The sequence below is a fragment of the Thermoleptolyngbya sp. PKUAC-SCTB121 genome, from assembly GCF_016919485.1.
Lineage (GTDB): Bacteria > Cyanobacteriota > Cyanobacteriia > Elainellales > Elainellaceae > Thermoleptolyngbya > Thermoleptolyngbya sichuanensis.
On the sequence record NZ_CP070366.1, the window covers coordinates 5,048,184 to 5,069,049 of the forward strand.

At 56.8% G+C, this 20,866-nt stretch carries 18 protein-coding genes; 7 read left to right on the forward strand and 11 right to left on the reverse strand.

Going from position 1 to position 20,866, the window contains the following annotated elements; genetic code table 11:
* Positions 1-243: 243 nt before the first annotated feature.
* From JTM80_RS20585 to JTM80_RS20600, 4 genes are all read right to left on the reverse strand, one after another.
* Complete coding sequence (locus JTM80_RS20585) at positions 244-882, reverse strand: cofactor assembly of complex C subunit B (protein ID WP_172356478.1); 639 nt, start codon at positions 880-882, stop codon at positions 244-246.
* A 49-nt stretch (positions 883-931) separates the two neighbouring features.
* The gene (gene kaiC / locus JTM80_RS20590; protein ID WP_172356476.1) at positions 932-2,497 is read right to left on the reverse strand and encodes a circadian clock protein KaiC; all 1,566 of its coding nucleotides are present in this window, start codon (positions 2,495-2,497) and stop codon (positions 932-934) included.
* Positions 2,498-2,730: 233 nt separating this feature from the next.
* Positions 2,731-3,045, reverse strand: coding sequence for a circadian clock protein KaiB (kaiB, locus tag JTM80_RS20595; protein WP_068507005.1), 315 nt, complete (start codon positions 3,043-3,045; stop codon positions 2,731-2,733).
* 95 nt (positions 3,046-3,140) lie between these two features.
* Positions 3,141-4,046, reverse strand: coding sequence for a circadian clock protein KaiA (locus tag JTM80_RS20600; protein WP_399366448.1), 906 nt, complete (start codon positions 4,044-4,046; stop codon positions 3,141-3,143).
* A 351-nt stretch (positions 4,047-4,397) separates the two neighbouring features.
* On the opposite strand from JTM80_RS20600, the gene JTM80_RS20605 reads away from it, so the two are divergent.
* Together JTM80_RS20605 and JTM80_RS20610 are read left to right on the forward strand one after the other, a co-directional pair.
* Entirely contained in the window at positions 4,398-7,199 is a 2,802-nt protein-coding gene (locus JTM80_RS20605; RefSeq protein ID WP_172356474.1) for an ATP-binding protein, read from the forward strand.
* A 249-nt stretch (positions 7,200-7,448) separates the two neighbouring features.
* Entirely contained in the window at positions 7,449-7,796 is a 348-nt protein-coding gene (locus JTM80_RS20610; protein WP_205370204.1) for a DUF952 domain-containing protein, read from the forward strand.
* A gap of 26 nt (positions 7,797-7,822) precedes the next feature.
* Here JTM80_RS20610 and JTM80_RS20615 read toward each other — a convergent pair whose 3' ends face one another.
* A complete protein-coding gene (locus JTM80_RS20615; protein ID WP_205370206.1) occupies positions 7,823-8,695 on the reverse strand; it encodes a P-loop NTPase in 873 nt (290 codons plus the stop codon).
* Positions 8,696-8,794: 99 nt separating this feature from the next.
* Complete coding sequence (gene cimA, locus JTM80_RS20620) at positions 8,795-10,441, reverse strand: citramalate synthase (protein WP_172356468.1); 1,647 nt, start codon at positions 10,439-10,441, stop codon at positions 8,795-8,797.
* Between the two features lie 469 nt (positions 10,442-10,910).
* Between cimA and JTM80_RS20625 the strand changes: the two genes are divergently transcribed.
* The 4 genes from JTM80_RS20625 to thiO all read left to right on the forward strand — a co-directional run bounded on the left by JTM80_RS20625 (position 10,911) and on the right by thiO (position 14,377).
* Positions 10,911-11,291 carry a hypothetical protein gene (locus JTM80_RS20625; RefSeq protein WP_172356466.1) on the forward strand — a complete coding sequence of 127 codons (381 nt, stop codon included), beginning with the start codon at positions 10,911-10,913 and terminating at the stop codon, positions 11,289-11,291.
* Positions 11,282-11,725 (forward strand): hypothetical protein, encoded by a 444-nt coding sequence (locus JTM80_RS20630; RefSeq protein ID WP_172356464.1) that lies wholly within the window; start codon positions 11,282-11,284, stop codon positions 11,723-11,725. The genes JTM80_RS20625 and JTM80_RS20630 overlap by 10 nt, the downstream gene beginning before the upstream one ends.
* A gap of 144 nt (positions 11,726-11,869) precedes the next feature.
* Positions 11,870-12,289, forward strand: a complete 420-nt coding sequence (locus JTM80_RS20635; protein ID WP_172356462.1) for a hypothetical protein — start codon at positions 11,870-11,872, stop codon at positions 12,287-12,289.
* A 39-nt stretch (positions 12,290-12,328) separates the two neighbouring features.
* On the forward strand, positions 12,329-14,377 hold the full coding sequence (gene thiO / locus JTM80_RS23545; protein ID WP_205370208.1) for a glycine oxidase ThiO: 2,049 nt from the start codon (positions 12,329-12,331) through the stop codon (positions 14,375-14,377).
* A 57-nt stretch (positions 14,378-14,434) separates the two neighbouring features.
* Here thiO and JTM80_RS20645 read toward each other — a convergent pair whose 3' ends face one another.
* From JTM80_RS20645 to psbA, 3 genes are all read right to left on the reverse strand, one after another.
* The gene (locus JTM80_RS20645) at positions 14,435-14,857 is read right to left on the reverse strand and encodes a polymer-forming cytoskeletal protein (RefSeq protein WP_172356458.1); all 423 of its coding nucleotides are present in this window, start codon (positions 14,855-14,857) and stop codon (positions 14,435-14,437) included.
* Positions 14,858-15,109: 252 nt separating this feature from the next.
* Positions 15,110-16,006, reverse strand: coding sequence for a M23 family metallopeptidase (locus JTM80_RS20650; RefSeq protein ID WP_205370210.1), 897 nt, complete (start codon positions 16,004-16,006; stop codon positions 15,110-15,112).
* A gap of 267 nt (positions 16,007-16,273) precedes the next feature.
* Positions 16,274-17,356, reverse strand: coding sequence for a photosystem II q(b) protein (gene psbA, locus JTM80_RS20655; protein WP_172356454.1), 1,083 nt, complete (start codon positions 17,354-17,356; stop codon positions 16,274-16,276).
* Between the two features lie 364 nt (positions 17,357-17,720).
* On the opposite strand from psbA, the gene JTM80_RS20660 reads away from it, so the two are divergent.
* A complete protein-coding gene (locus tag JTM80_RS20660; RefSeq protein ID WP_205370213.1) occupies positions 17,721-18,494 on the forward strand; it encodes an IS1 family transposase in 774 nt (257 codons plus the stop codon).
* A gap of 2 nt (positions 18,495-18,496) precedes the next feature.
* Here the strand turns inward: JTM80_RS20660 and coaE are convergent, their stop codons facing one another.
* Positions 18,497-19,165: a dephospho-CoA kinase gene (gene coaE / locus JTM80_RS20665; RefSeq protein ID WP_205370215.1), complete on the reverse strand. Its 669-nt coding sequence runs from the start codon at positions 19,163-19,165 to the stop codon at positions 18,497-18,499.
* Positions 19,166-19,182: 17 nt separating this feature from the next.
* The gene (gene cobA / locus JTM80_RS20670) at positions 19,183-20,841 is read right to left on the reverse strand and encodes a uroporphyrinogen-III C-methyltransferase (RefSeq protein WP_205370217.1); all 1,659 of its coding nucleotides are present in this window, start codon (positions 20,839-20,841) and stop codon (positions 19,183-19,185) included.
* Positions 20,842-20,866 lie beyond the last annotated feature (25 nt).

A 20,866-nucleotide genomic window follows, 5' to 3' on the forward strand; every position in this document is an offset into this window, starting at 1 on the left:
CAGGCAAGCGGTGAGAGGCTACGTCCCTGGCATGAGTGTATAGCAATTCCCGCCCCTCCAATCTCTCGGCCAAGGGTCTGCGGTTCTGGCGTAAGTTCAGCGTAATTTAGGACTTACGCAGTTGGAGGATTTCTCGCGGGCTGCGACCGCGAGAAATCCTCCAAAACCTAAAGAGCCTATCGCAAGTGCGTAAGTCCTGACAATTATTCAGGTTAAAAATCGGGACAGGTGCAGGAATCGTCCCTACAGGCGGAGCGTCTCGCCCAGCTTGTCGGCAATTCCGGCAATCCAGATTTCGTCCTGGCGGGTATAGCTGCGGGGGGCATTGGCGGCTAAGATAATCACGCCGCGATCGCCCATCGGCTGGCAGATCACGCCCTGGGTATTGTCTGGCAGATAGTCAAACTCAATCTTGCCGGGATAGAGTTGCAGGTTCACCAGATAAATCGGCTTCTGGGTATCCAGCGCCCGCTGCACAATGGGGCCGGGGGTTTTCATGACTTTGGGACTCAGCACACCGCGCCGCAGCAGCACGCGCCCGTCTTGCCACACCACGAGCGATCGCGTCACAGTATTGGTCAACAGCAGGTGCGAAGCCCAGGCCAGCTCCAGCTTGGCAGCGTCGGGCAAATCTTCTGCCAGGTCAAACCCTTCTTCGCCGTTGAGAATGACCGCATCGGGCGATCGCGGCTGGATGCGCTGCCACAGCAGCCCAGTAAGAATCAGCACCGCGCTCAAAATCACCCCCACCACGTCCGACCGGGCTTGAAAATCCGTCAGATTTGACGTAGCCAGTCGGTTAATCAGCAGCAGCGTGCCGCCCAGCCCGCCCACCGCCAGCGGCATCAGGCGCAGCACCCGATTTGGATCAGCCTTGCTCACGAGATTTGCTCAACGTGCAACACTTAGCGTAAAACAGCGTAAAACTACTCTAAACTTCGCCGTCGCTCTTTTCCTGGAAGCCCCGCACAATGCGGGATAGCTCGTTCTTCTCGTCTACCGAGATGCGGGTGGGCGAACCGCTGATGATCCGCTCAAAGTTGCGGAACGAATCCTTAATCTCTGGACCATTCTCGCTGATGATATATTCGCGGATGCCCTTGTCATGCCAGGAGCCACGCATCTTGAAGACGTTGATGGCGCGAGACATTTCGCCGCGAATCTCCACATATTGCAGCATCAAAATCGTGTCTGTAATCGTGGAAATGTGGGAATCGGTGATCGAGTGCGACCCCATGAATTGATCCGTGGTGTTGGTAAAGAAGCCCGTAATCTCCTCCTGCTTGGCATAGCCCGTCACGCCGATCACAAACTGCCGGAAGGCATTATTGCTCACGCCCCGCGCCAGCGCCGAGAGCGAGTCGATGGCAATGCGCGACGGCTTGAACTCGGCAATTTCTGACTTAATAATTTGCAGGTGGTCTTCCAAACCCGCCGATTCGGGATAGGCGCAGATGATTTTGAGCAGGCCGCGCTGCTCCAGGTCTTCAAAGTCAATACCCCAGGAATAGGCGTTGCGCGAAAGCTGCGCCCGCGACTCTTCATAGGCAAACAGGATGGCGCGTTCGCCGTTCTGACAGGCGTTTTGCAAAAACATGCTGACCAGCAGCGTCTTGCCTGTCCCTGTTGCCCCTGTTGCCAGGATGATCGAGTCTTTGAAAAAGCCGCCGCCACACATCGAGTCCAGCGTTGCCACGCCAGACGACACGCGGGCATTAGAGGAGCGCTGGGTCAGGCGCATGGCTCCTAGGGGGAAGATATTGATGCCCTGATTGGTGATGGTGAAGGGATATTCGCCCTTCATGTGGGTGGTGCCGCGCAGCTTCAGGATTTCCATCGTGCGGCGGCGGCGTTCGCCCTCTAGCACGTTCCGCACAATCACCACGTTGTCAGACACAAACTCTTCGACCCCAAAGCGGGCGACGGGGCCGTATTCATCGACGCGCTCTGTCGTCATGATGGTGGTTGCGCCGACCTGCTTGAGGCGAGCCACCAGGCGAAAGATTTCGCGCCGCACCACAGAAACGGCGGCATATTGCTGAAACACTGCCGTTACCGAGTCGATCGAGACGCGCTTGGCTTTGTATTTTCGGATGGCGTATTGAATCCGTTCGATCAGCGCCGACAGGTCAAAGTTGCCGACGACTTCCTGCCCTTCGGGATCGGGCGAAGCATCAAGGATGAACAGCTTGCCGTCGTCGATCAGCTTTTGCAGATCCCAGCCAAAGCTGTAGGCGTTTTTGATGATGTCAGCAGGGGCTTCTTCAAAGGTGACGAAGATGCCTGCTTCGTCGAAGTGAGTAATGCCGTTGTAGAGGAACTGCACCGCAAAGAGGGTTTTGCCGGTTCCAGAGGTGCCGCTAACGAGCGTGGCGCGTCCGACTGGCAGCCCACCGTTGCTAATGTCGTCAAAGCCCTCAATCATGGTGCGAATCTTCTGGACACCCATGAGAGCCGCGCCGTTCTGCTGCTGTCCAGTCTGACTCGAATCGTTCATACCCAGATATCTACCAAAAATTTAGAAACTTTTAGAAACCTTGAAGACTCGAAGCGAAGATTCAATGAGGTTTGCTGCTGGAATCGATGGGGCTGATGAGGCAGCTTTAGAAGACGCTGGTAGTCGTGTAGGGTATTCGTGTAGACGGGCGATCGCCCTATCCCTACACGCTGTCTAAAACGCAGCCAGTCCGGTAAAAACGCAGCCAGCACCCCCCAGAAATCCCAGACACTCTAGATTTCTGCCTCCTCTTCACCCAATTCATCATACAGAAGGTCAAGGCCGATCAAGACTTTTTCTCGGTCAGATAGATCGCCAATGATCTTGCGGACAGGGGGCGGCAGAATCTTAGCCAGGGTCGGCGTTGCCAGAATTTTGTCTTCCTCTGCAAGCTGGGGGTTCTTCAGCACGTCAATCACTTTGAGCGCGTAGACTCCCTGAAATTCATTCTCCAGGATGTGGTTCAGGGTTTTCAGCGCCCGCACGGAGTTCGGAGTATTCCCGGCAACGTAGAGCTTGAGGATGTAGGTTTTTCTTAGAGGACTCATGGGTTGATGGGAAAGGCAATCGAATAAAGAATATTGATATAAACCTGGGCGGATAGATAGTGAGATTTGCAACGAGCCAGTAAGGTTCAGCGGATTCAGGTTTCGCGAGGAATCGAGCGGCGATACATCTCACACAAATGGGCAATCACATCAATCAAAGTCAGCCGATAGTCAAGCAGAATTTCGTCGTTGCGTCCCTCCAGTTTGAGCTGTTTGGCAAACTCATCCATTAACTCCATATGAATCTCAACGACCTGCGCCACTGGCACGTCGGCAAAAAACGCCAGGTTCACGAAGTTATCGATTTTTTCGTTGAGATGTGAGTCTTCTATGAAGTAGCGGAGAATGATCTCTCGGTATTCGGCCTTAAGCTGTTCCAGAAATTCCTGCCGCTCTGGGGGGGGCATGTGTCGAAGGAAGTTTGCGGAATTACGCTTGTAGTAGACCCCCAGGTATCCTAGGCGTTCGCTCAACTTCTCAGAGAGGCGACGCTGCTGCTGAATCAGAGAGGAATGGGTCGTAAGCGTGCCAACCCGACTGGGGGTAGACGGATTCAAGCTGGAGGGGGTTGCAGACAGCTTGAGGAATTGGTTGATCGCCTTTTCGGTTAGATGTTCTAGATCGGAGAACTGAGTTACCGGGACGTGCAGGATCGCCGAGTGGTAGGTGATGGCATCTGCTTCTTGCAGCAACTCGTCGAAAATTGCATCGGCAGAGGGCACGGGCTGGAGGGGTTCCGGCTCTAGCACGATGGCAGGCAGAAAGATACTCCTTTGGCGAAGCTGAGAGAGGGCTGTTTTGAGGTCGGGGCTGTTCTCAAACAGCAGACAGTCGATCTGACGCTTTTCGCGCTGAACGTAGTCTAGAAAGAGGTCGAGCTGGTGGAAAGACGTGACCCGACATCGAGAGCGATCGCCCCCGATCATCATATCGCTTTGCCAAGCCTGCAAGAGTGAAGGAAGCAGGCCCTGGGGGTAGATTAACGCGCAGAGAGAAAGCAAGGGCGTGAGTCAGGGATTGCAATGAGCAAGTTGGCAAAAGTCTCGAAGATTCTGCAAGAAATCTGCAAAAAAGGTGACAGTTCTTCAGGCAAAATCGTTGGGAAACGCAACATTTAGCACTAATGTTAGAAGTTTAACACTAGTTATCGGGGCAAACGTTTCCAATCCCTGGATCACACCACCATAATGAGTTTAGGTCTTACGCAATGGGACGGTTTCTCGCAGGCGCAGCCCGCGAGAAATCGTCCAAGACCTAGAAAACTTATCGCAAGTGCGTAAGTCCTAAAGTTTATTGGGTTTAGTGGGTTTTAGGTTATAGCGCTCACCGACCCGGAGTTCTGCCTTGGTGCTATGCCCATTCCTCGACTGCGCGATTTTTTGGAACCCATGTTGTCAGTCTCTATCAAAGAGACGCTGATTGGGCTGATGGCTCAGGGTCGGCAGCAAGAGACAGCTGAGGCGATCGCCGTGGATGAACAGGGTGCGCCGCTGGGTCGGCTGCAAATCAGCCGTATCCTCACACTCTTGCACCTAGACCTGCCCGCAGAGGCGACCCCGCTGCTAGATACCAGCCTAGAAGATATTTTGATCGATCATCCTGCGCTGCTGCAACCGCTGACAGTGCTGCCAGCCGATTGGGAAGTGACCGAGGGTTGGCACTGGCTCCATGCCAGCGATCCGCCGTGGGTGCTGGTGGATGAGGCGGGCAAGGTGCTGGGCGCAGTAGATGCAATCGCCTTTTGGCGACATTTTGCCGTTCTGCCAGCGAGGGCTGACGGGCCGTCCGCTTTCACCGCTCCCGATGCTCTGGCTGCTTCAGCATCACCGACCGACTCATCTTTCCCACCAGACGCGCCTGAACCCCCCTCTGCACTGCCTACCGTCAAACCTGAGAATAGTGCGGGCGATCGCCCCTGGCAGATTGCCGTTGGCACGGCCTCGTCCCCCTTTGGGCGATCCAAGCACAAGGCTCAGCCAGCCGAGGGTGAATCGCCGCTGGGGTCGGGGCTGGTGGGGCTGGTCAAAGGGCTACCTGTGCCGATGATCCTGTGGCGAGCAGAGTGTGGAGGGGTGGCCTATAGCCAGGGTTGGCAGCAGCAGATTGGCGACGAACCCAAGGTGCTGGAGGCGATCGCCGCGATGGAGGAGGCCGACGTTGCTCAGACGGAGGTGCGGTTACCGCCGTTTTGCCGTCTCGAAGCAGAGCCACCCACCGGGCGATCGCCCAAACCTGCGGCAGCGTGGCCGACCCACAGCCCTGCCCACGGTTCCACTCATAGTTCCGCTTATAGCCCCACTCAAAAAGCCCATACGCTACACCAGCGAATCCCCAAAGAGCCAACCCCGACTCCGCCCAACCGCGTCTCTACCCTGCCGCCCTCGCCCCAGCCGCGTCATCTTCATCCCCAAGACATCCTTTCCGACAGCCCCGACGAGGAATATTTTCCAGACCGCGTGTGGCAACTGACCCGGTTCTCGTTGGGCAAAAGCAGCACGCCAGACCTCCAGCCCCTCTGGCTGGTGATTGCTCAAGATGTAACCGAGCAGCACCAGATGGCGCGAGAGTTGGCCACAAAAACCGCTGAGCTAGCCCAGCTTAACCGCCTCAAGGACGAGTTCTTATCCTGCATCAGCCACGAGCTGAAAACCCCGCTGACAGCGGTGCTGGGTCTATCGAGCCTGCTCAAGGAACAGCTAGTTGGGCCCCTCAACGATCGCCAGGCCCGCTATGCTCAACTCATCTATCAGAGTGGTCGCCATCTGACGCTGATTGTAAACGACATTCTGGATCTGACCCGGATTGAAACTGGGCAGCTTGAGCTAAATCTGGAGTCTGTCGAGCTAGCTTCCCTCTGTCATCGGGCCTATGAGCAGGCCCGCCAGCTTCATCAGGAAGTCTCTGTGTCTGAAGCCGGAAAAGCCGCCGAGACGCTTGAAGAACCAGAATTTAGCCTGAGCATTCAGCCGGGGCTAAGCGAAATGACGGCGGATGACCTGCGGTTGCGGCAAATGCTGACCAACCTGCTCTCCAACGCGCTCAAGTTTACGCCGACGACGGGCAAGGTGGGGCTGGAAGTGACTACTTGGGATGGCTGGGTGGCTTTTACTGTCTGGGATACGGGCATTGGCATCGCGGCAGATAAGCAGCATCTCATCTTCCAAAAATTTCAGCAGCTTGAAAACCCCTTAACGCGACGGTTTGAAGGCACCGGGTTGGGATTGGTGCTGACGCAGCGCATTGCCCGACTGCACGGTGGCGACGTTACCTTTATCTCTGAGGAAGGCAAGGGCAGTCGCTTTACGGTGCTGCTGCCCAAAGATGTGCAGCCCCGGCCGACCAAACTGCCGCTTCATGCATCCCGAAAACTTCAGCAGCGGCTTGTGCTGGTGGCCGAGACGAACACGGCCCGAATTGAGATGCTGGATTCTGGTTTGCGCCAGTTGGGCTATCGGGTGGCGATCGCCCGCAGCGGCACCGAAGCCCTGGAAAAAGTGCGGCGGCTCCAGCCTGCGCTGGTGATTTTGAACCCGAATCTGCCGCTGCTGTCGGGCTGGGACGTGCTAACGCTGCTCAAGGCCGGCATCGATACTCGCGCCACGCCCGTCATCTGGAGCGGCAGCACGGAGGAAAAACCGAGAGCGATCGCCTACGGGGCCAGCGCTTGCCTGAGTCACCCCATCCACCCTGAGTCTCTTCGCAAGAGCATTCTGGAAGCCACCCAGACACCGGATGAGTGGTCGCCGATTCCTGCCAATCGCCTGACTGTGCTGCATCTGCGTCTGTCGCCCCAGGCGCTTGCTGCCGATGGCCCCAGCGTGTCAGAGCTATTGCACAGCTACCCCTACCGGGTGGTGGAGGTGAGTGATCTCGACCAGGCAGATTTGCTGGCGCGGGTCTGGAAGCCCCATGTGGTCGTGCTGGAAGGCAGCCTGCCCGATCCCACTACCTATTTCAAACATCTCTATGAACATACGGTGCTGAGTACCGTGCCGATGGTTACCCTCACCCCTGAAGCTACCCAATCTGCTAACCGCGTGCCAGGGCTGACGGTGTTTCCCTGTCTGGCACCGCTGACCCCCGTCGATGCGTTTGGCGCGGTCGAAGAATCGGCCCTGTTTCAGGTCATTCAGGTGGCAAGCGGGCGAGGGTGAGTCTTGGAGTCGGTTCTCGAAGGCATCTCACCCGTCCGTCCTGTGGTTTTCTGTCACGTTTTCTAGTGCGATGTGCAACTTTCAATCTGCCCTCATCCCCCAGCCCCTTCTCCCGACTTGGGAGAAGGGGAGCAAGAGAGGGTTGAAGTTTCTCTCCCGCTCTGGGAGAGGGCTTAAAGCCTTCGGCACACTAGAAAAGGGCGAGGGGATCGGCAAAGTTGAACATCCAGTTTTCCCTATGACCCGCCTATGCTCCTGTTCCACATTACAACTCAACCCCAATGGCAGCGGGCCCAGGCGTTGGGTGAGTATCGGGCCCCCAGTTTGGACGCAGAGGGCTTTATGCACTGTTCCACCGCAGCACAAATTAGCTGGGTGGCGAATACTTTCTTTGCGGGGCAGACAGAGTTGGTGCTGCTGTGGATTGAGGGCGATCGCCTCCAGTCTCCGCTTCAGTATGACGAGGTAGCGGGCGTGCCTGTTGACCGCCACTTTCCCCACGTCTACGGTCCGCTCAATCTGGATGCCGTGGTGCGCGTGCAGCCGCTGCAACCCAGCGCAGACGGGTCATTTGCGATCGCCCTTACGCCTCAGTAGCGCGTTTCGTGCCTAATCTTTCGTGCCTAATCTACGGATTTGGGATTTGGCGGCAAATCGGCAGAAACAGATGGCAACTGACTGATGGGCGCGGGCGCTTTGATCACAGGCGCTTTGATCAGCTGATGGGCGATCGCCTCTAGCGCAAGACTGAGCGGATGGTCAGGATAGGTCAGGTAAAACAGCCCAGTGCTGCCCAGCGCCAGCATCTCATCCACCATCGGCAACACGCCAATCATGGCGTTGCCATAGCTATGCTCCAACTTGCGCCAGACTTCCCTCAGCCCATAGGCAGGCGGCACCTGGTTAGCCAATAGCCAGACTTGAGGGACTTCCAGCGTGTGGGCAATGTCCATCCGCACGGCCAGGCTTTGAAACTCGGTCGCATCCAGCCCCAGCACCAAAACGACTGCATCGGACACTGCCATCCATAGCATTGTGCCTTCGTCCAGTTCGGGGTAAGTGTCGATGAGCAGAAACTCTAGCCCCAGTCGCTCTGCCACGGTGCGGAGGCCCTGCCCCAGGGGGTCGGGATCGTAGCCCTGCTGAAGACACCGCTGCACATCCCGCACCCGCAGGTCGGGCGGCACTAGGCACAGATCGCCCCCCAGCAGCAACACAGTGCCTTGGCCTATCGGAATAGCAGTACTTGAAAAGGGTAGCGGGCGATCGCCCGATTCGGAATCGCTCGTCCAGTTGCTCCACACGTCCTGATTAATTGCTACATCGTCCAACGCAGCCGTTCGACCAAACAGGGCATGAATTCCTGGCGCAGCGCCATCCGCATCCAGAACGCCCACACGGTAGCCCTGGGCGGCAATGCAAGCTGCCAAATTTGCCGTCAGATTGGTTCTGCCGACCCCGTGGCGACAGGACTGGAGTGAAATCAACGTGGGCATGGAGGGGCAACCCCGTTACTTCTCACGTTATTTCTCATCAGTATGACGAAGTTTTGCAGGAATAGGATTAATCCCTGCTGCTTCGGCCGAGTTTCGACTTCAGGTGCTAAGCACTGCCTCCGCCTGATTTTGTAGCAGCAGACCATATTCCAGTCCCTCCACCACCGCCTGATAAGACGCTTCGATGATGTTGGTAGACACGCCCACGGTCGTCCAGCGCTGGTGGCCATTGCTCGACTCCACCAGCACGCGAGTTTTGGCCGAAGTCCCCGCGCCGCCATCGAGAATCCGCACTTTGTAATCCGTCAGGTGGAATTGGGCGATCGCCGGGTAAACATTCACCAGCGCCTTCCGCAGGGCTGCATCCAGCGCCGACACGGGGCCATTGCCCTCAGCCGCCTCCAGATAGTCCTTGCCGTCAATCCGGACCTTGATCGTTGCCAGCGCGTAGGAATTGCCGTCATTCATCTCTGGAGCCATATCGCACCGCGCCTGAAAGCCCTGTAGCTCAAAGAACCGCTGCCGCTGCCCCAGCGCCTCCCGCATCAGCAGCTCAAAGCTAGCCTCCGCCGCTTCAAACTGATACCCTTCGTTTTCCAGCGTTTTCAAGTGCTGCAAAATATGGCGACAGGTGGGATCATCCTTTTCTAGCTCGATGCCAAAGCTGCGGGCCTTGGCCAGCACATTGCTCAGCCCGGCCTGGTCAGAAATCACAATGCGGCGGCGGTTGCCCACCTGCTCTGGGCGGATGTGTTCGTAGGTCAGCGGGTTGCGCTCTACGGCGCTGACGTGGATGCCGCCCTTGTGGGCAAAGGCAGATAGTCCCACAAATGGCGCGTGGTCGTCCGGGGCCAGATTGACAATCTCGCTGATCAGGCGGCTGGTGTCGGTTAGTTTGGCCAGTTGCTCCTCACGGACGCAGGCATAGCCCAGCTTCAGTTGGAGGTTGGGGATCAGCGTGCATAGGTTGGCATTGCCGCAGCGCTCGCCGTAGCCGTTGATCGTGCCCTGCACCATGCGTGCGCCCTCGCCCACGGCCGCCAGGGCATTGGCCACCGCCGTGCCAGAGTCATTGTGGGTATGGATGCCGATTTGGGGAGCAGGGCGATCGGGGTCGAGCGGGTGGCTAGCCAGGTGATTGACAATATATTTGGATACCGCGCGGGTAATCGTGGCCACGTCTTGGGGCAGCGTGCCGCCGTTGGTGTCGCAGAGGACGAGCCATTCCGCCCCTCCGGCGATCGCCGCCCCCAGGGTTTCCAGCGCATAGTCAGGATTTTGCCGATACCCGTCAAACCAATGCTCTGCGTCGTAGATTACGCGCCGCCCCTGGCTGCGGAAATAGCTCAGCGTATCGCGGATCATCTCCAGGTTTTCGTCCAGCGTGGTCTTCAGCCCCTCGACAACGTGCAGATCCCACGACTTCCCAAACACCGTCACCCAGCGCGTCCCCGCCGACAAAATCGGTTGCAGCATCGGGTCTTCGGCAGCGGTGCGTCCCGGTCGGCGAGTAGAACAAAAAGCCACAATTTCCGCCTGGGACAGCGGTTCTTCTTTGATTTGCCAGAAAAACTGCACGTCTTTGGGGTTTGCGCCCGGCCAGCCACCTTCGATAAAGGGAATGCCCATCTGGTCAAGCTGGTGGGCGATTCGCAGCTTGTCTTCTAAGGAAAGCGACAGCCCTTCTCGCTGGGCACCGTCGCGCAGGGTGGTGTCGTAAATCCAGATCGGTTCGGCAGTGGTCATTGAGAGGTGTGGGGTTAGAGGGTAGAAATCAGGAGAAATCAGGAGGATAAGCGCAAACCTTGCGTTTCCCAAACGCTTCAAAAGATTTTTCAAAAGACTCCCTGAGGGAGGTGAATGCAAGTCAAAAAGGAATGTTAAAGTTCAGATGGAGTTTAGATGGACAAATGTATTTCAGTATTCGTGTATTTGGCTGATTTTGCAGAGTTCCAGTCCTCAGAGCCTCGATTTTTCAGAGCCTCGATTTTGAGGGAGCTTTTGAGGGTGCTACCGAACTGCTCCAGCCAAGTGGTTCTGTTTCTTCGCCGTGCTAGGTCTATGCTGCCAGTGCAGACTTTAGGAAAACCGTCTGAGGACAAAGCAGGAAACTATCTCCGTCAGATCCTATTACAGCAGGGGATTGACCTTCATAACAAATTGGCTTTCATAACAATTGGTTGAGTGGGTTGGTTTAGTGGGTTTAGTCTGAATCATGCGTTTGATCAACGGGCGTGAACTGGGGGCTAGCAGTACTCGCGCCATGCAGGCAGAGGGGGCTGGGGCAATCTGGGACTGGCTAGGCTGGGATTGTCTGGGCTGGGATTGTCTGGGCTGGGATTGTCTGGGCTGGGATTGTCTGGGCTGGGATTTTCCAGATTGGGCGCGGCCGTCGCTGTCTTCCAATTCTCCCACGAAGGATCGGCGGTTAGCTTGCCAGACTAAGGTGTTAGGCAGTTTGCGGTTAGGCAGTTTGCGGATGAAGTTTACGGTGAAGGATGACGGGGGCTGGAGGGCGATCGCCCTCTACGTCCAGATCCAAACCCAAAGGAAGTGTGGACTAGGGGCTATTTTGGGGAGCAGGTCATGCTGTTAACTGCTGAGTTTCTTGGGTTTCTCATTGCGTTTTTGATCCTGGCCGCCCTGGTCAACATCTTGGCAAAGGATTGGTATCGCTACCTGGGCTTTGGGCTGCTGGTGTTTTTCGCGCTGACGATTTTCCAGACCCGCTGGCCCATTTCGTTCACGCCACCATCCCTGCGGCCAACGCGGGAACAGCCTCCTGCGGCTCAGGCTCCTGCCAACCTGCCCTCGACCCGGACTCAGGTCAATCCCCAAACCGTTCCCCAAGCCACCAATCAGGCTCCTAGCCGCAGCACCCAGGATATGGGCGGCCCTATCTACGGCGATGGCCCCATCTATGGCGACGGCCCCATCTACGATGGCATGGGGGGGCCATCTGGGGTCTACTACGATGGAACCTACTATTACGACTCTGGTGGCCGCGGCCCAATTCGAGCGCTGTGGTAATCCGGCGGAGTTGAGGCGGACGTAATGCCGCAAGCTTATCTGAGGGCAACTGCCCAGCATAGACTTGAGAAAGCGATATGGGAACGCAGCACGATAGGCACGATACATCGAGATGTCGAGTGAACTCTGGAGGGGGCTAACTGCATGAATACGATCTCTATCGTGGGTTTCATTCTCATCATCCTGGTGTTGGGTGCTTTGATTAATACGCTGGCAACTGGGGCAGTGCGGCTGATTGCGTTTTCTGTGCTGGGGGTAATCGCCGCGCTGTTGCTATCCAATGCAGTCAAAAATCCCTCCGCTACGCTGTCGCTGCCTAGGCTTCCCATTCCCAATATCTTTCGCACCAGTCAGCAGACTCAGCCCCCTCCCAGCCCTGCTGCGGTTGGGGGTGAAGCCACAACCCCCGCCGGAGAAACGCCCGTTCAGCAGGCTCCTGCCTCAGTTGGCGGTGAGGCCACCTTTTCGCCTGATCCCGGCAGCGTTCCACAACAAGACTCGACCTTCCAGCCCCAACCTGCCCCAGCGGCTCCAGCGCAGACACCCGTTAGGGGTCTATGGTAGGGTAGTGGACTGTTTCACCCCCCTCCTTCTGCTGTAGATATGAACTCGGCCTCTGATGTGCTGATTATTGGCGGTGGTGCAGTTGGACTGGCGATCGCCGTAGAGTTAAGACTGCGTGGTGTGTCGGTGACGCTGCTCAGCCGCGACTTTAAGCAAGCCGCCAGCCATGCCGCTGCCGGAATGCTGGCTCCCCACGCCGAGCATCTCGACGGGCCGATGCTCGACCTGTGTTTGCAAAGCCGCGCTCTCTATCCTGACTGGACGCAAAAACTCGAAGACTTGACCGGACAATCCACGGGCTACTGGCCCTGCGGCATTTTGTCCCTAGAACTCGCCATTGAGGGTTCGTCCCCACGCCAACGCGCCCATTTGCCTTCTCCTCATTCCTCCCCTTATCTCGACACTGCGGCCATCCACCTGGCTCAGCCGGGGCTGGGCGATCGCGTCGTCGGCGGCTGGTGGTATGCCGAAGATGGGCAGGTAGACAATCGAGCGCTGACGCTGACGCTGCGGCTGGCGGCGGAGTCGCTGGGGGTGGAGATGCACGAAGGCGTGGAGGTGCTGGGGCTAGAGCAGCGCAGGGAGCAGGTGGTTGGCGTGCAAACGAGTGCGGGACTGTGGCGATCGCCCCACTACATCTTGGCGACGGGAGCCTGGAGCCGTGCCTTGCTACCCGTGCCCGTACAGCCGCGCAAGGGGCAAATGTTTTCGGTCACGGTTCCCTCTGGCGCAATGGCCAGCGCAACGGCGGAACTCCCGCTCCAGCAAGTGCTGTATGCGCCCGGAGCCTATATCGTGCCCCGGCGCGACGGGCGCATCGTAGTGGGGGCAACCAGCGAACCCGTTGGCTTTATGCCTGGAAACACGCCTGCGGGCCTGAACGAGCTGCTGGCGGGGGCGATCGCCGTCTATCCTGCCCTCCAGCACTTCCCGATTCAAGAAACCTGGTGGGGCTTTCGCCCAGCCACGCCAGACGAGATGCCTATCCTCGGCCCTGGTCCCTGCGATAACCTCACCCTCGCCGTCGGGCACTATCGCAACGGCATTTTGCTCACGCCGATGACTGCCCGCCTGATTGCCGACTGGGTGTGTCATCAGCAGGCTGACCCGCTGCTGGCTGCCTTCTCCTGGCAGCGATTTCAAGCGGGCGCTGGCTTGCTGCCTGCTCCAGTTCCCCAGCCACCTTCCTCCCAAGCCTCTCCCCCACCCTTAAATTCCGCTGCCATGATCCAAACTGCTACACCTGCTGACCCAATCTCCGCCGAAGTTCCCATTGCATCCACGTCAACGCCTGACCCAAAGCCGCTGATCATTGCTGGACGCGAATTCCGGTCGCGGTTGATGACGGGCACGGGCAAATATGCCAATTTCGACCTGATGCGCCGCAGCATTGCCGCTAGCGGCAGCGAGATCGTGACGGTGGCGGTGCGCCGCGTGCAGACCAACGCGCCGGGGCATGAGGGGCTGGGCGAAGCGCTGGACTGGAAAACGCTGTGGATGTTGCCCAATACCGCAGGCTGCAAGACGGCAGAAGAGGCAATCCGCGTCGCCCGACTGGGGCGGGAAATGGCGAAACTGCTGGGACAAGAGGACAACAACTTTGTGAAGCTGGAAGTGATTCCCGATGCCAAATATCTGCTGCCTGACCCGATTGGCACGCTCCAGGCGGCGGAGCAGTTGGTGAAGGAAGGCTTTGCCGTGTTGCCCTATATCAACGCTGACCCGCTGCTGGCCAAGCGCCTAGAAGAGGCGGGCTGCGCGACGGTGATGCCGCTGGGTTCCCCGATTGGCTCTGGTCAGGGCATTCGCAACGCTGCGAACATTCAAATCATCATCGAAAATGCCAGCGTGCCTGTTGTCGTGGACGCAGGGATTGGTGCGCCCAGCGAGGCCGCTCAGGCGATGGAAATGGGGGCCGATGCGCTGTTAATCAATACGGCGATCGCCCAGGCGCAAGATCCCGTCCTCATGGGTCACGCAATGGGCTTGGCGACCCAGGCCGGCCGTCTGGCCTATCTCTCGGGCCGCATCCCGGTGAAAAGCTACGCCAGCGCAAGCTCGCCGCTGACGGGCACAGTCACGGGATGACGCGATGACTGGGTGGCGAGGTAACGGGGAATAGGGTCGGGCGATCGCCCCTGATCCCTAGCCCCCAAGCCCGCCAGTCTGCTCTCGTCCAATTAGCTCTGGCAAGCGGCCGGTTCCAGGAAGCGACTTGGCATCCGTCGTGGCCATGTGCCCGGTGTAGAATGCGCCACCTTCGATGTCAATCGCGCCAGCCGTCACGTCGCCTTCCAGACGGGCGGTTTTGCTGACTGACAGCTTGCCATCTACCATGAGACGCGCCTTGACCACACCGTGAATAATCAGGTTGCGGGCGCGAATTTCCAGCCCTTCAACCAACCCGGTGTGCGACACTTCCATATCGCCCAGAACTTCCACATTGCCGTGGACAATGCCATCAACCCGCAGGTTGCCTTCCAGGTGGATATCGCCATTGATCTCGCACTTTTCACCCAGATAGGTCAACGAACCCGATGAAACCGCTGGCTTGCGTGCAAAAAACATCTTTCAATAACCCCCCAAACTGAGTTGCGTTGTCCCTCTACCCTGCACGAAATAACCTGCACGAAATAACTTGACTCCTCTAGGCAGAATTCTACAGCAGACCCAGCTTTGTACTATCAAAGCGGATACGTTCAAAGCGGATACGTTTGGCTGGTCGAGGCTGATCGAGAAAGTCAACACGACATCCAGAGAGATCCGAAGAACTACCGACGCGGTGCTTTAAGACGTAGATGCGCTGCTTCCAGCTAAATCCTACTCCAGATAGTCTTTGGGGTCGATGGGCTGATCGTTGTAATACACCCCGTAATGCAGGTGGGGGCCGCTGGAGCGTCCGGTGCTGCCTAGATAACCCACAAGGCGATCGCGCTCGATTTTCGCCCCCGCCTCGACCTCAACCTTGGTCATGTGGGCATAGAGCGTGCGATAGCCATAGCCATGATCCACAATGACGTGATAGCCATAGCCGCCCTGCGACCAACCCGCCGTCACAACCCGCCCCGGAGCCGTTGCATGAATCGGCGTGCCGTAGGCTGCGGTAAAGTCCATCCCTTGGTGTAGCTCGTAGCCGCCGCCAAAGGGGTTGCGTCGTAGCCCAAACTCAGAAGAAATCTCCACGCCTCGCCCTTTTAGCGGAACTCCCTTGGGGCGTGCGTCTTCGCGGATCAGCGTCTTTTCCAATGCAGGCTGCACCCGCTGCTGCAACTTTTGGAGCAATCCGGGAATTTGCGCATGGGCCGCTTGCAGCATTAGTTCCGGCGGCACTGCCTGCGAGAGTCCACCCTGGAAGTTGCTGCTTTCAGACTGTCGAACGGGAGGACGCAGGGGGCGATCGCCCGCCGACTCAGCCTCAGCAGTCCCAGAATCGTCTTCCATGCCGGCCCGCTGCTGCAAGTCACCAATCTGCGCCTCCAGCACCTCAACTTGCTCTAGGATTTCCTTTGCCTGCTCTGCCAGGGCCGAGTTTTCCTCCGTAAGAGAGTGATTTCGCTGGGTGTAGTTGTAAAAAACTTTGCCAACTCCGACGATGGGGATCGCTGCAACCACGGCCAGAGTTGTCAGCACAACGGCAGGCCGAAAGGTGATTGTGAGGGGCGATCGCCCAGTGCAGGCGATCATCAGCGTGTAGCGTTTGGGGATACGTGGGTTCATGGAAACTCGAACAAACAACTCCGCTTTAAGTTCTTAAAACAGAATTAAGAAGCAATGAAACAAGACCTGAGAATACCAACAAAAAGGCAATCCCGCAACGGGGATCGCCAAGCCACAGGCTTTTCAGCTTGCAATCATAACGTTTGAAATTCGCTAAAGCACTATAAAAATTGGGCTAAAGCAGCATAAAAAATTGGGATGGAAGAACAAACTCCTCCATCCCAATCTGATGAATTCAAACTCAGCAACGCTGAATTGAAACAAACCCTAGCTGTTGATTGCCGGAGCCGTCAGCGCCACAGGAATCGCCTCACCCGAAGCCAGGTCAAGCGGGAAGTTGTGAGCGTTGCGCTCGTGCATCACTTCCATACCCAGGTTGGCGCGGTTCAGGATGTCTGCCCAGGTGTTGATCACGCGACCTTGGCTATCCAACACCGACTGGTTGAAGTTGAACCCGTTCAGGTTGAATGCCATCGTGCTGATGCCCAGCGCCGTGAACCAGATGCAAACCACCGGCCATGCACCCAGGAAGAAGTGCAGCGAGCGGCTGTTGTTGAAGCTGGCGTATTGGAAGATCAACCGACCAAAGTAGCCGTGGGCGGCAACGATGTTGTAGGTTTCTTCTTCTTGTCCGAACTTGTAGCCGTAGTTCTGCGATTCAACTTCGGTGGTCTCGCGCACTAGGGAGGAGGTCACCAACGAACCGTGCATGGCGGAGAACAGGGAGCCGCCGAACACGCCTGCTACGCCCAGCATGTGGAAGGGGTGCATCAGGATGTTGTGCTCTGCTTGGAACACGAACATGAAGTTGAAGGTGCCGGAGATGCCCAGGGGCATACCGTCGGAGAAGGAGCCTTGTCCGATGGGGTAGATCAGGAACACCGAGGTGGCGGCGGCCAGAGGTGCGCTATAGGCAACGCAGATCCAGGGACGCATACCCAGGCGGTAGCTCAGTTCCCACTGACGACCCATATAGGCAAAGATGCCAATCAGGAAGTGGAAGCACACCAGTTGGTACGGACCGCCGTTGTACAGCCACTCGTCCAGAGAGGCGGCTTCCCAGATGGGATACAGGTGCAGACCGATGGCGTTGCTGGAGGGAACCACTGCGCCGGTGATGATGTTGTTGCCGTACAGCAGGGAGCCTGCGACGGGTTCACGGATGCCGTCGATGTCCACGGGGGGAGCAGCGATGAAGGCGATAATGAAGCAGGTGGTTGCGGTGAGCAGGGTGGGGATCATCAGTACACCGAACCAGCCCACGTACAGGCGGTTGTTGGTGCTGGTGACCCAAGCGCAAAACCGCTCCCAAGCCGAGGCGCTATCGCGCCGCTGAATGGTTGTAGTCATAATAAATGCGATCGAATTGCGAATGGATAAATGAGACGGGCTAGCATAAAACCTTCCCGTTCTTTGCATAATAGTTACATTGAGTCAATCTAGCCAAGGTTCTTTACATTTATTTGTATGTTGAAAGGCTCCGATTTTCTTTAGAATTGCCTCAATTTGAGGGGCAGAATTTGAAATAAGGCTGGGGAGGAAGATTCCAGCTTTTTCTAAACAGCAATGGGCGACTTTGTATCAGAATGTGAAGCGAGCGATCGCCCCTTGATTTATTTCAAATTGTGGTAGTGGATTAACGTAAAGGATGGAGAGAAAAAGGAACGCCATCGCCTTTTGAGAGTTTGAGCGAGTAGGCTCCACGACTATCGAGATGACCTGTCCAACCCGTGGGTCCCATGACATCTCCAAGAACGGCACCACCCGGCGCGGTAAGCAAAACTACAAGTGCCAAGACTGCAACCGCCAGTTTGTCGAGAACCCCCAGTGGAAGCCGAAAGACAAGGACACTCGATCTTTCGTTGGTCTACTGCTGTTGGAGAAACTTCCGTTAGCGGGTATCGCCAGGGCTGCCAAGGTTTCGGCTCGCTGGCTCCAGGCTTATGTCAACGCGTGCTATGCAGCCGTGCCGCAAGCAGCAGCGGTCATCCCCAAGGCTAAAGGCAAGCTGAGCGTGCAGATGGATGAAATCGGGTCTTTTGTCGATCGCAGAGGCAACAAGCAGTGGGTCTGGGTGGCCATCGATGCCGACACCCGAGAGATCATCGGCTGCCACATCGGTGAGCGCTCTCGAACATCAGCGATCGCCCTATGGCAGTTCATCCCGGCGGTCTATCGACAGTGTGCCAAAGTCTATACCGATTACTGGGAGGCTTCTGTCACCGTCATTCCCAGCAAACGCCATACGGCTGTGGGCAAAGAGATCGGCTTGACAAGCTACATTGAACGACTGAACAACACCCTGAGGCAGCGGATTTCTCGGTTGGTGAGGAAGACGTTATCCTTTTCCAAAAAGATTGAGAATCACATCGGTGCGATTTGGATGTTTATCCATGACTACAATCGTTGTATCAGAGAGAAGCTAGCAGAACAGGAAGAGGCTATCTTTCCCTTACTAAAAGGCATTACCTCGTTATCTGCTGCCTAGTGTCAAGAGGCTGATGATTCTGATGCGTGTTGGAGTGCCCAGTCGATCTGTTTGAACAGATCGTCCAGGGTTGAGGTGTTTTGAATGATGACGTTGGCGTGGCTGATTTTCTGACTGATTGGCATTTGGCTGTCGATGCGAGCGTGGATCTGTTCTAGGCTGAGGCGGCCGTTGCCGGAGCCTTCTACGTCTCGCTGCATGAGTCGTTCAATTTGCTGTTCGCGAGGGCAGTTGACGACCCAGATTTCGTTGACTAGATCTGTCATGCGGGCTTCGAATAGGAGCGGCACGACGACGACTGCGATCGCCTCTCGCCGCCGTGCCAATTCCTGTAGCTCTGCGGTGATACGATCACGCACGTAGGGATGAATGCGCTGCTCGATCCAAAGACGCTCTGGCAGACTATGGAAGATAATTTCTCCGAGTCGGGCGCGATCGAGTCGTCCATTGGGCATGAGGATACTTGGCCCATATCGTTCCACAATTTCATGGAGTACGGCACACCCAGGTTCAACTGCTTCTCGTGCATATACATCGGCATCTAGTACGGGAAGCTGTCGGACTGTTGCTAGATAGTTTGAAATCGTGGTTTTTCCCATCCCAACGCCGCCAGTGAGTCCAATTGTGCGGGGTGGCGCACTCCGGGTAGAACTATAGCCGCAATCGCTCATAGAGTCACCCTGCTTGTTTAGGAACTCTTTGCCCATTTGACTAATGCTTGCGTCAATCCCTCCAAAGTATACTCTTCTGCCTCTATGTCCACTCGTCCAAATGCGGCTTGGCAGGCTTGTGAGGTTTGGGGACCGATCGATGCCAAGCAGATGGAGCTTGACAGTAAGCTGGGATTAGTGTCCAGAGTTTGACAAAAAGCGGTGAAAAGTTGCTTGAAGCAGTGTACTGTTTTCGAGCTTGCAAACGTAATGATATCGACGTTTTGGTTTTGAAAGGCGTGTTGTACTTCTGCCGCGATGGCTTTCGCGCAGCTTGATTCGTAAGCAGGGACTTCGACGACTGCTGCGCCGCTGTGGGTAAAAGCCTGAACGAGAATGTCTCGACCGCCCGTTTCGACTCTTGGGAAGAGAATGTTTAACCCTTGCAGAGGTTCGGGAAAATGCTCGACTAGGGCATCAGCCACAAAATCAGGCGGGATAAAGTCGGGCTGAATGCCATAGTGCTGGAGCTGGGCGGCTGTTTTTTGTCCGACCACAGCGATTTTGATTCCGTTTAGGGAGCGGGAGTCCTGATTTTGGGCAAACAGGCGCTGAAAGAAGGCATCAACCCCGTTTGTTGAGGTCAAGATCAGCCAGTGGAACTTGGGCAGATGGGCGATCGCCCCATCGAGGGCATCCCAGCTTGAGGGCGGGCCTATCTCCAGAGTCGGCATTTCCAACACAGTTGCGCCCTGGGCTTGCAGGAGTTGTGTAAAGGAGCTAGATTGCCCTGCGGCGCGGGTTACTACCACTGTTTTGCCGGAGAGGGGCAGCGGCATGGGCTGATCTGCTGGAGAATTTATCTGCAAGGTGGAGTTGGACACGGGCGCGATTGCAGCTGACGAGGGAACTGAGCTAACTCCATTTTGGGCTGAGGACGGGGGATCAAGATAGGGGCGGAGGGCAACAACTTCACCAATTGTAATGACGGCGGGTGACAACGCTTCGTGGGCGGTTTGTCGTACGACCGCTTCCAGAGTGCTTGTCCACACTTGCTGCTGAGGATGCCCGGCCCAGCGAATAATGGCGATGGGGGTGTGGGGCGATCGCCCGTTGGCAATTAACCGCTCCACAACGACCGCAAGCTGCTGGGTTCCCATCAGCACGACCAGCGTATCGATCCCCGCCAGCGCTTGCCAATTGAGCGCATCTGGCTCATGGGCACTCACCACAGCAAAGCTGCGGCTTAGCACCGGGTCTGTTAGAGGGATACTTGCCAACAGGGGCCCTGCCAGGGCTGAGGAAATACCAGGGATGACTTCAAAGTGACAGCCTGCTGCGTTCAAGGCATGAATTTCAGACGCAGTCCGCCCAAAGATGAACGGGTCGCCGCTTTTGAGCCGAACAACTTGCAGCCCTTGCTGACACAGGTCAACCAAAAGACAATCGATTTCTGATTGCTTGAGGCTGGGCTGCCCCCCGCGCTTTCCAACGTGAATGCGCTGGCAGTTTGCTGGCGCAAGGTCGAGCAACTCTTGAGAAACAAGCGCATCGTAGACAACCGCTTCAGCCCGCTCCAAGCGCGATCGCCCTTGCAAGGTCAGGTAATCTGGCAGCCCTGGGCCCGCGCCGACAATGGACACGAACCCTGTCGGCACCCTGTCAGGACGCAAAGCCCGATGGGGGGCGATCGCCATCAATCTCTACCTGTAAATGACACAA

Excerpts from the sequence above, each read along its gene's own strand:
- kaiC (WP_172356476.1), bottom strand. The coding sequence starts at position 2,497 with ATGAACGATTCGAGTCAGACTGGACAGCAGCAGAACGGCGCGGCTCTC.
- kaiB (WP_068507005.1), bottom strand. The coding sequence starts at position 3,045 with ATGAGTCCTCTAAGAAAAACCTACATCCTCAAGCTCTACGTTGCCGGG.
- JTM80_RS20605 (WP_172356474.1), top strand. The coding sequence starts at position 4,398 with ATGCCCATTCCTCGACTGCGCGATTTTTTGGAACCCATGTTGTCAGTC.
- JTM80_RS20610 (WP_205370204.1), top strand. The coding sequence starts at position 7,449 with ATGCTCCTGTTCCACATTACAACTCAACCCCAATGGCAGCGGGCCCAG.
- JTM80_RS20615 (WP_205370206.1), bottom strand. The coding sequence starts at position 8,695 with ATGCCCACGTTGATTTCACTCCAGTCCTGTCGCCACGGGGTCGGCAGA.
- cimA (WP_172356468.1), bottom strand. The coding sequence starts at position 10,441 with ATGACCACTGCCGAACCGATCTGGATTTACGACACCACCCTGCGCGAC.
- JTM80_RS20625 (WP_172356466.1), top strand. The coding sequence starts at position 10,911 with ATGCGTTTGATCAACGGGCGTGAACTGGGGGCTAGCAGTACTCGCGCC.
- JTM80_RS20630 (WP_172356464.1), top strand. The coding sequence starts at position 11,282 with ATGCTGTTAACTGCTGAGTTTCTTGGGTTTCTCATTGCGTTTTTGATC.
- JTM80_RS20635 (WP_172356462.1), top strand. The coding sequence starts at position 11,870 with ATGAATACGATCTCTATCGTGGGTTTCATTCTCATCATCCTGGTGTTG.
- thiO (WP_205370208.1), top strand. The coding sequence starts at position 12,329 with ATGAACTCGGCCTCTGATGTGCTGATTATTGGCGGTGGTGCAGTTGGA.
- JTM80_RS20645 (WP_172356458.1), bottom strand. The coding sequence starts at position 14,857 with ATGTTTTTTGCACGCAAGCCAGCGGTTTCATCGGGTTCGTTGACCTAT.
- JTM80_RS20650 (WP_205370210.1), bottom strand. The coding sequence starts at position 16,006 with ATGAACCCACGTATCCCCAAACGCTACACGCTGATGATCGCCTGCACT.
- psbA (WP_172356454.1), bottom strand. The coding sequence starts at position 17,356 with ATGACTACAACCATTCAGCGGCGCGATAGCGCCTCGGCTTGGGAGCGG.
- JTM80_RS20660 (WP_205370213.1), top strand. The coding sequence starts at position 17,721 with ATGACCTGTCCAACCCGTGGGTCCCATGACATCTCCAAGAACGGCACC.
- coaE (WP_205370215.1), bottom strand. The coding sequence starts at position 19,165 with ATGAGCGATTGCGGCTATAGTTCTACCCGGAGTGCGCCACCCCGCACA.
- cobA (WP_205370217.1), bottom strand. The coding sequence starts at position 20,841 with ATGGCGATCGCCCCCCATCGGGCTTTGCGTCCTGACAGGGTGCCGACA.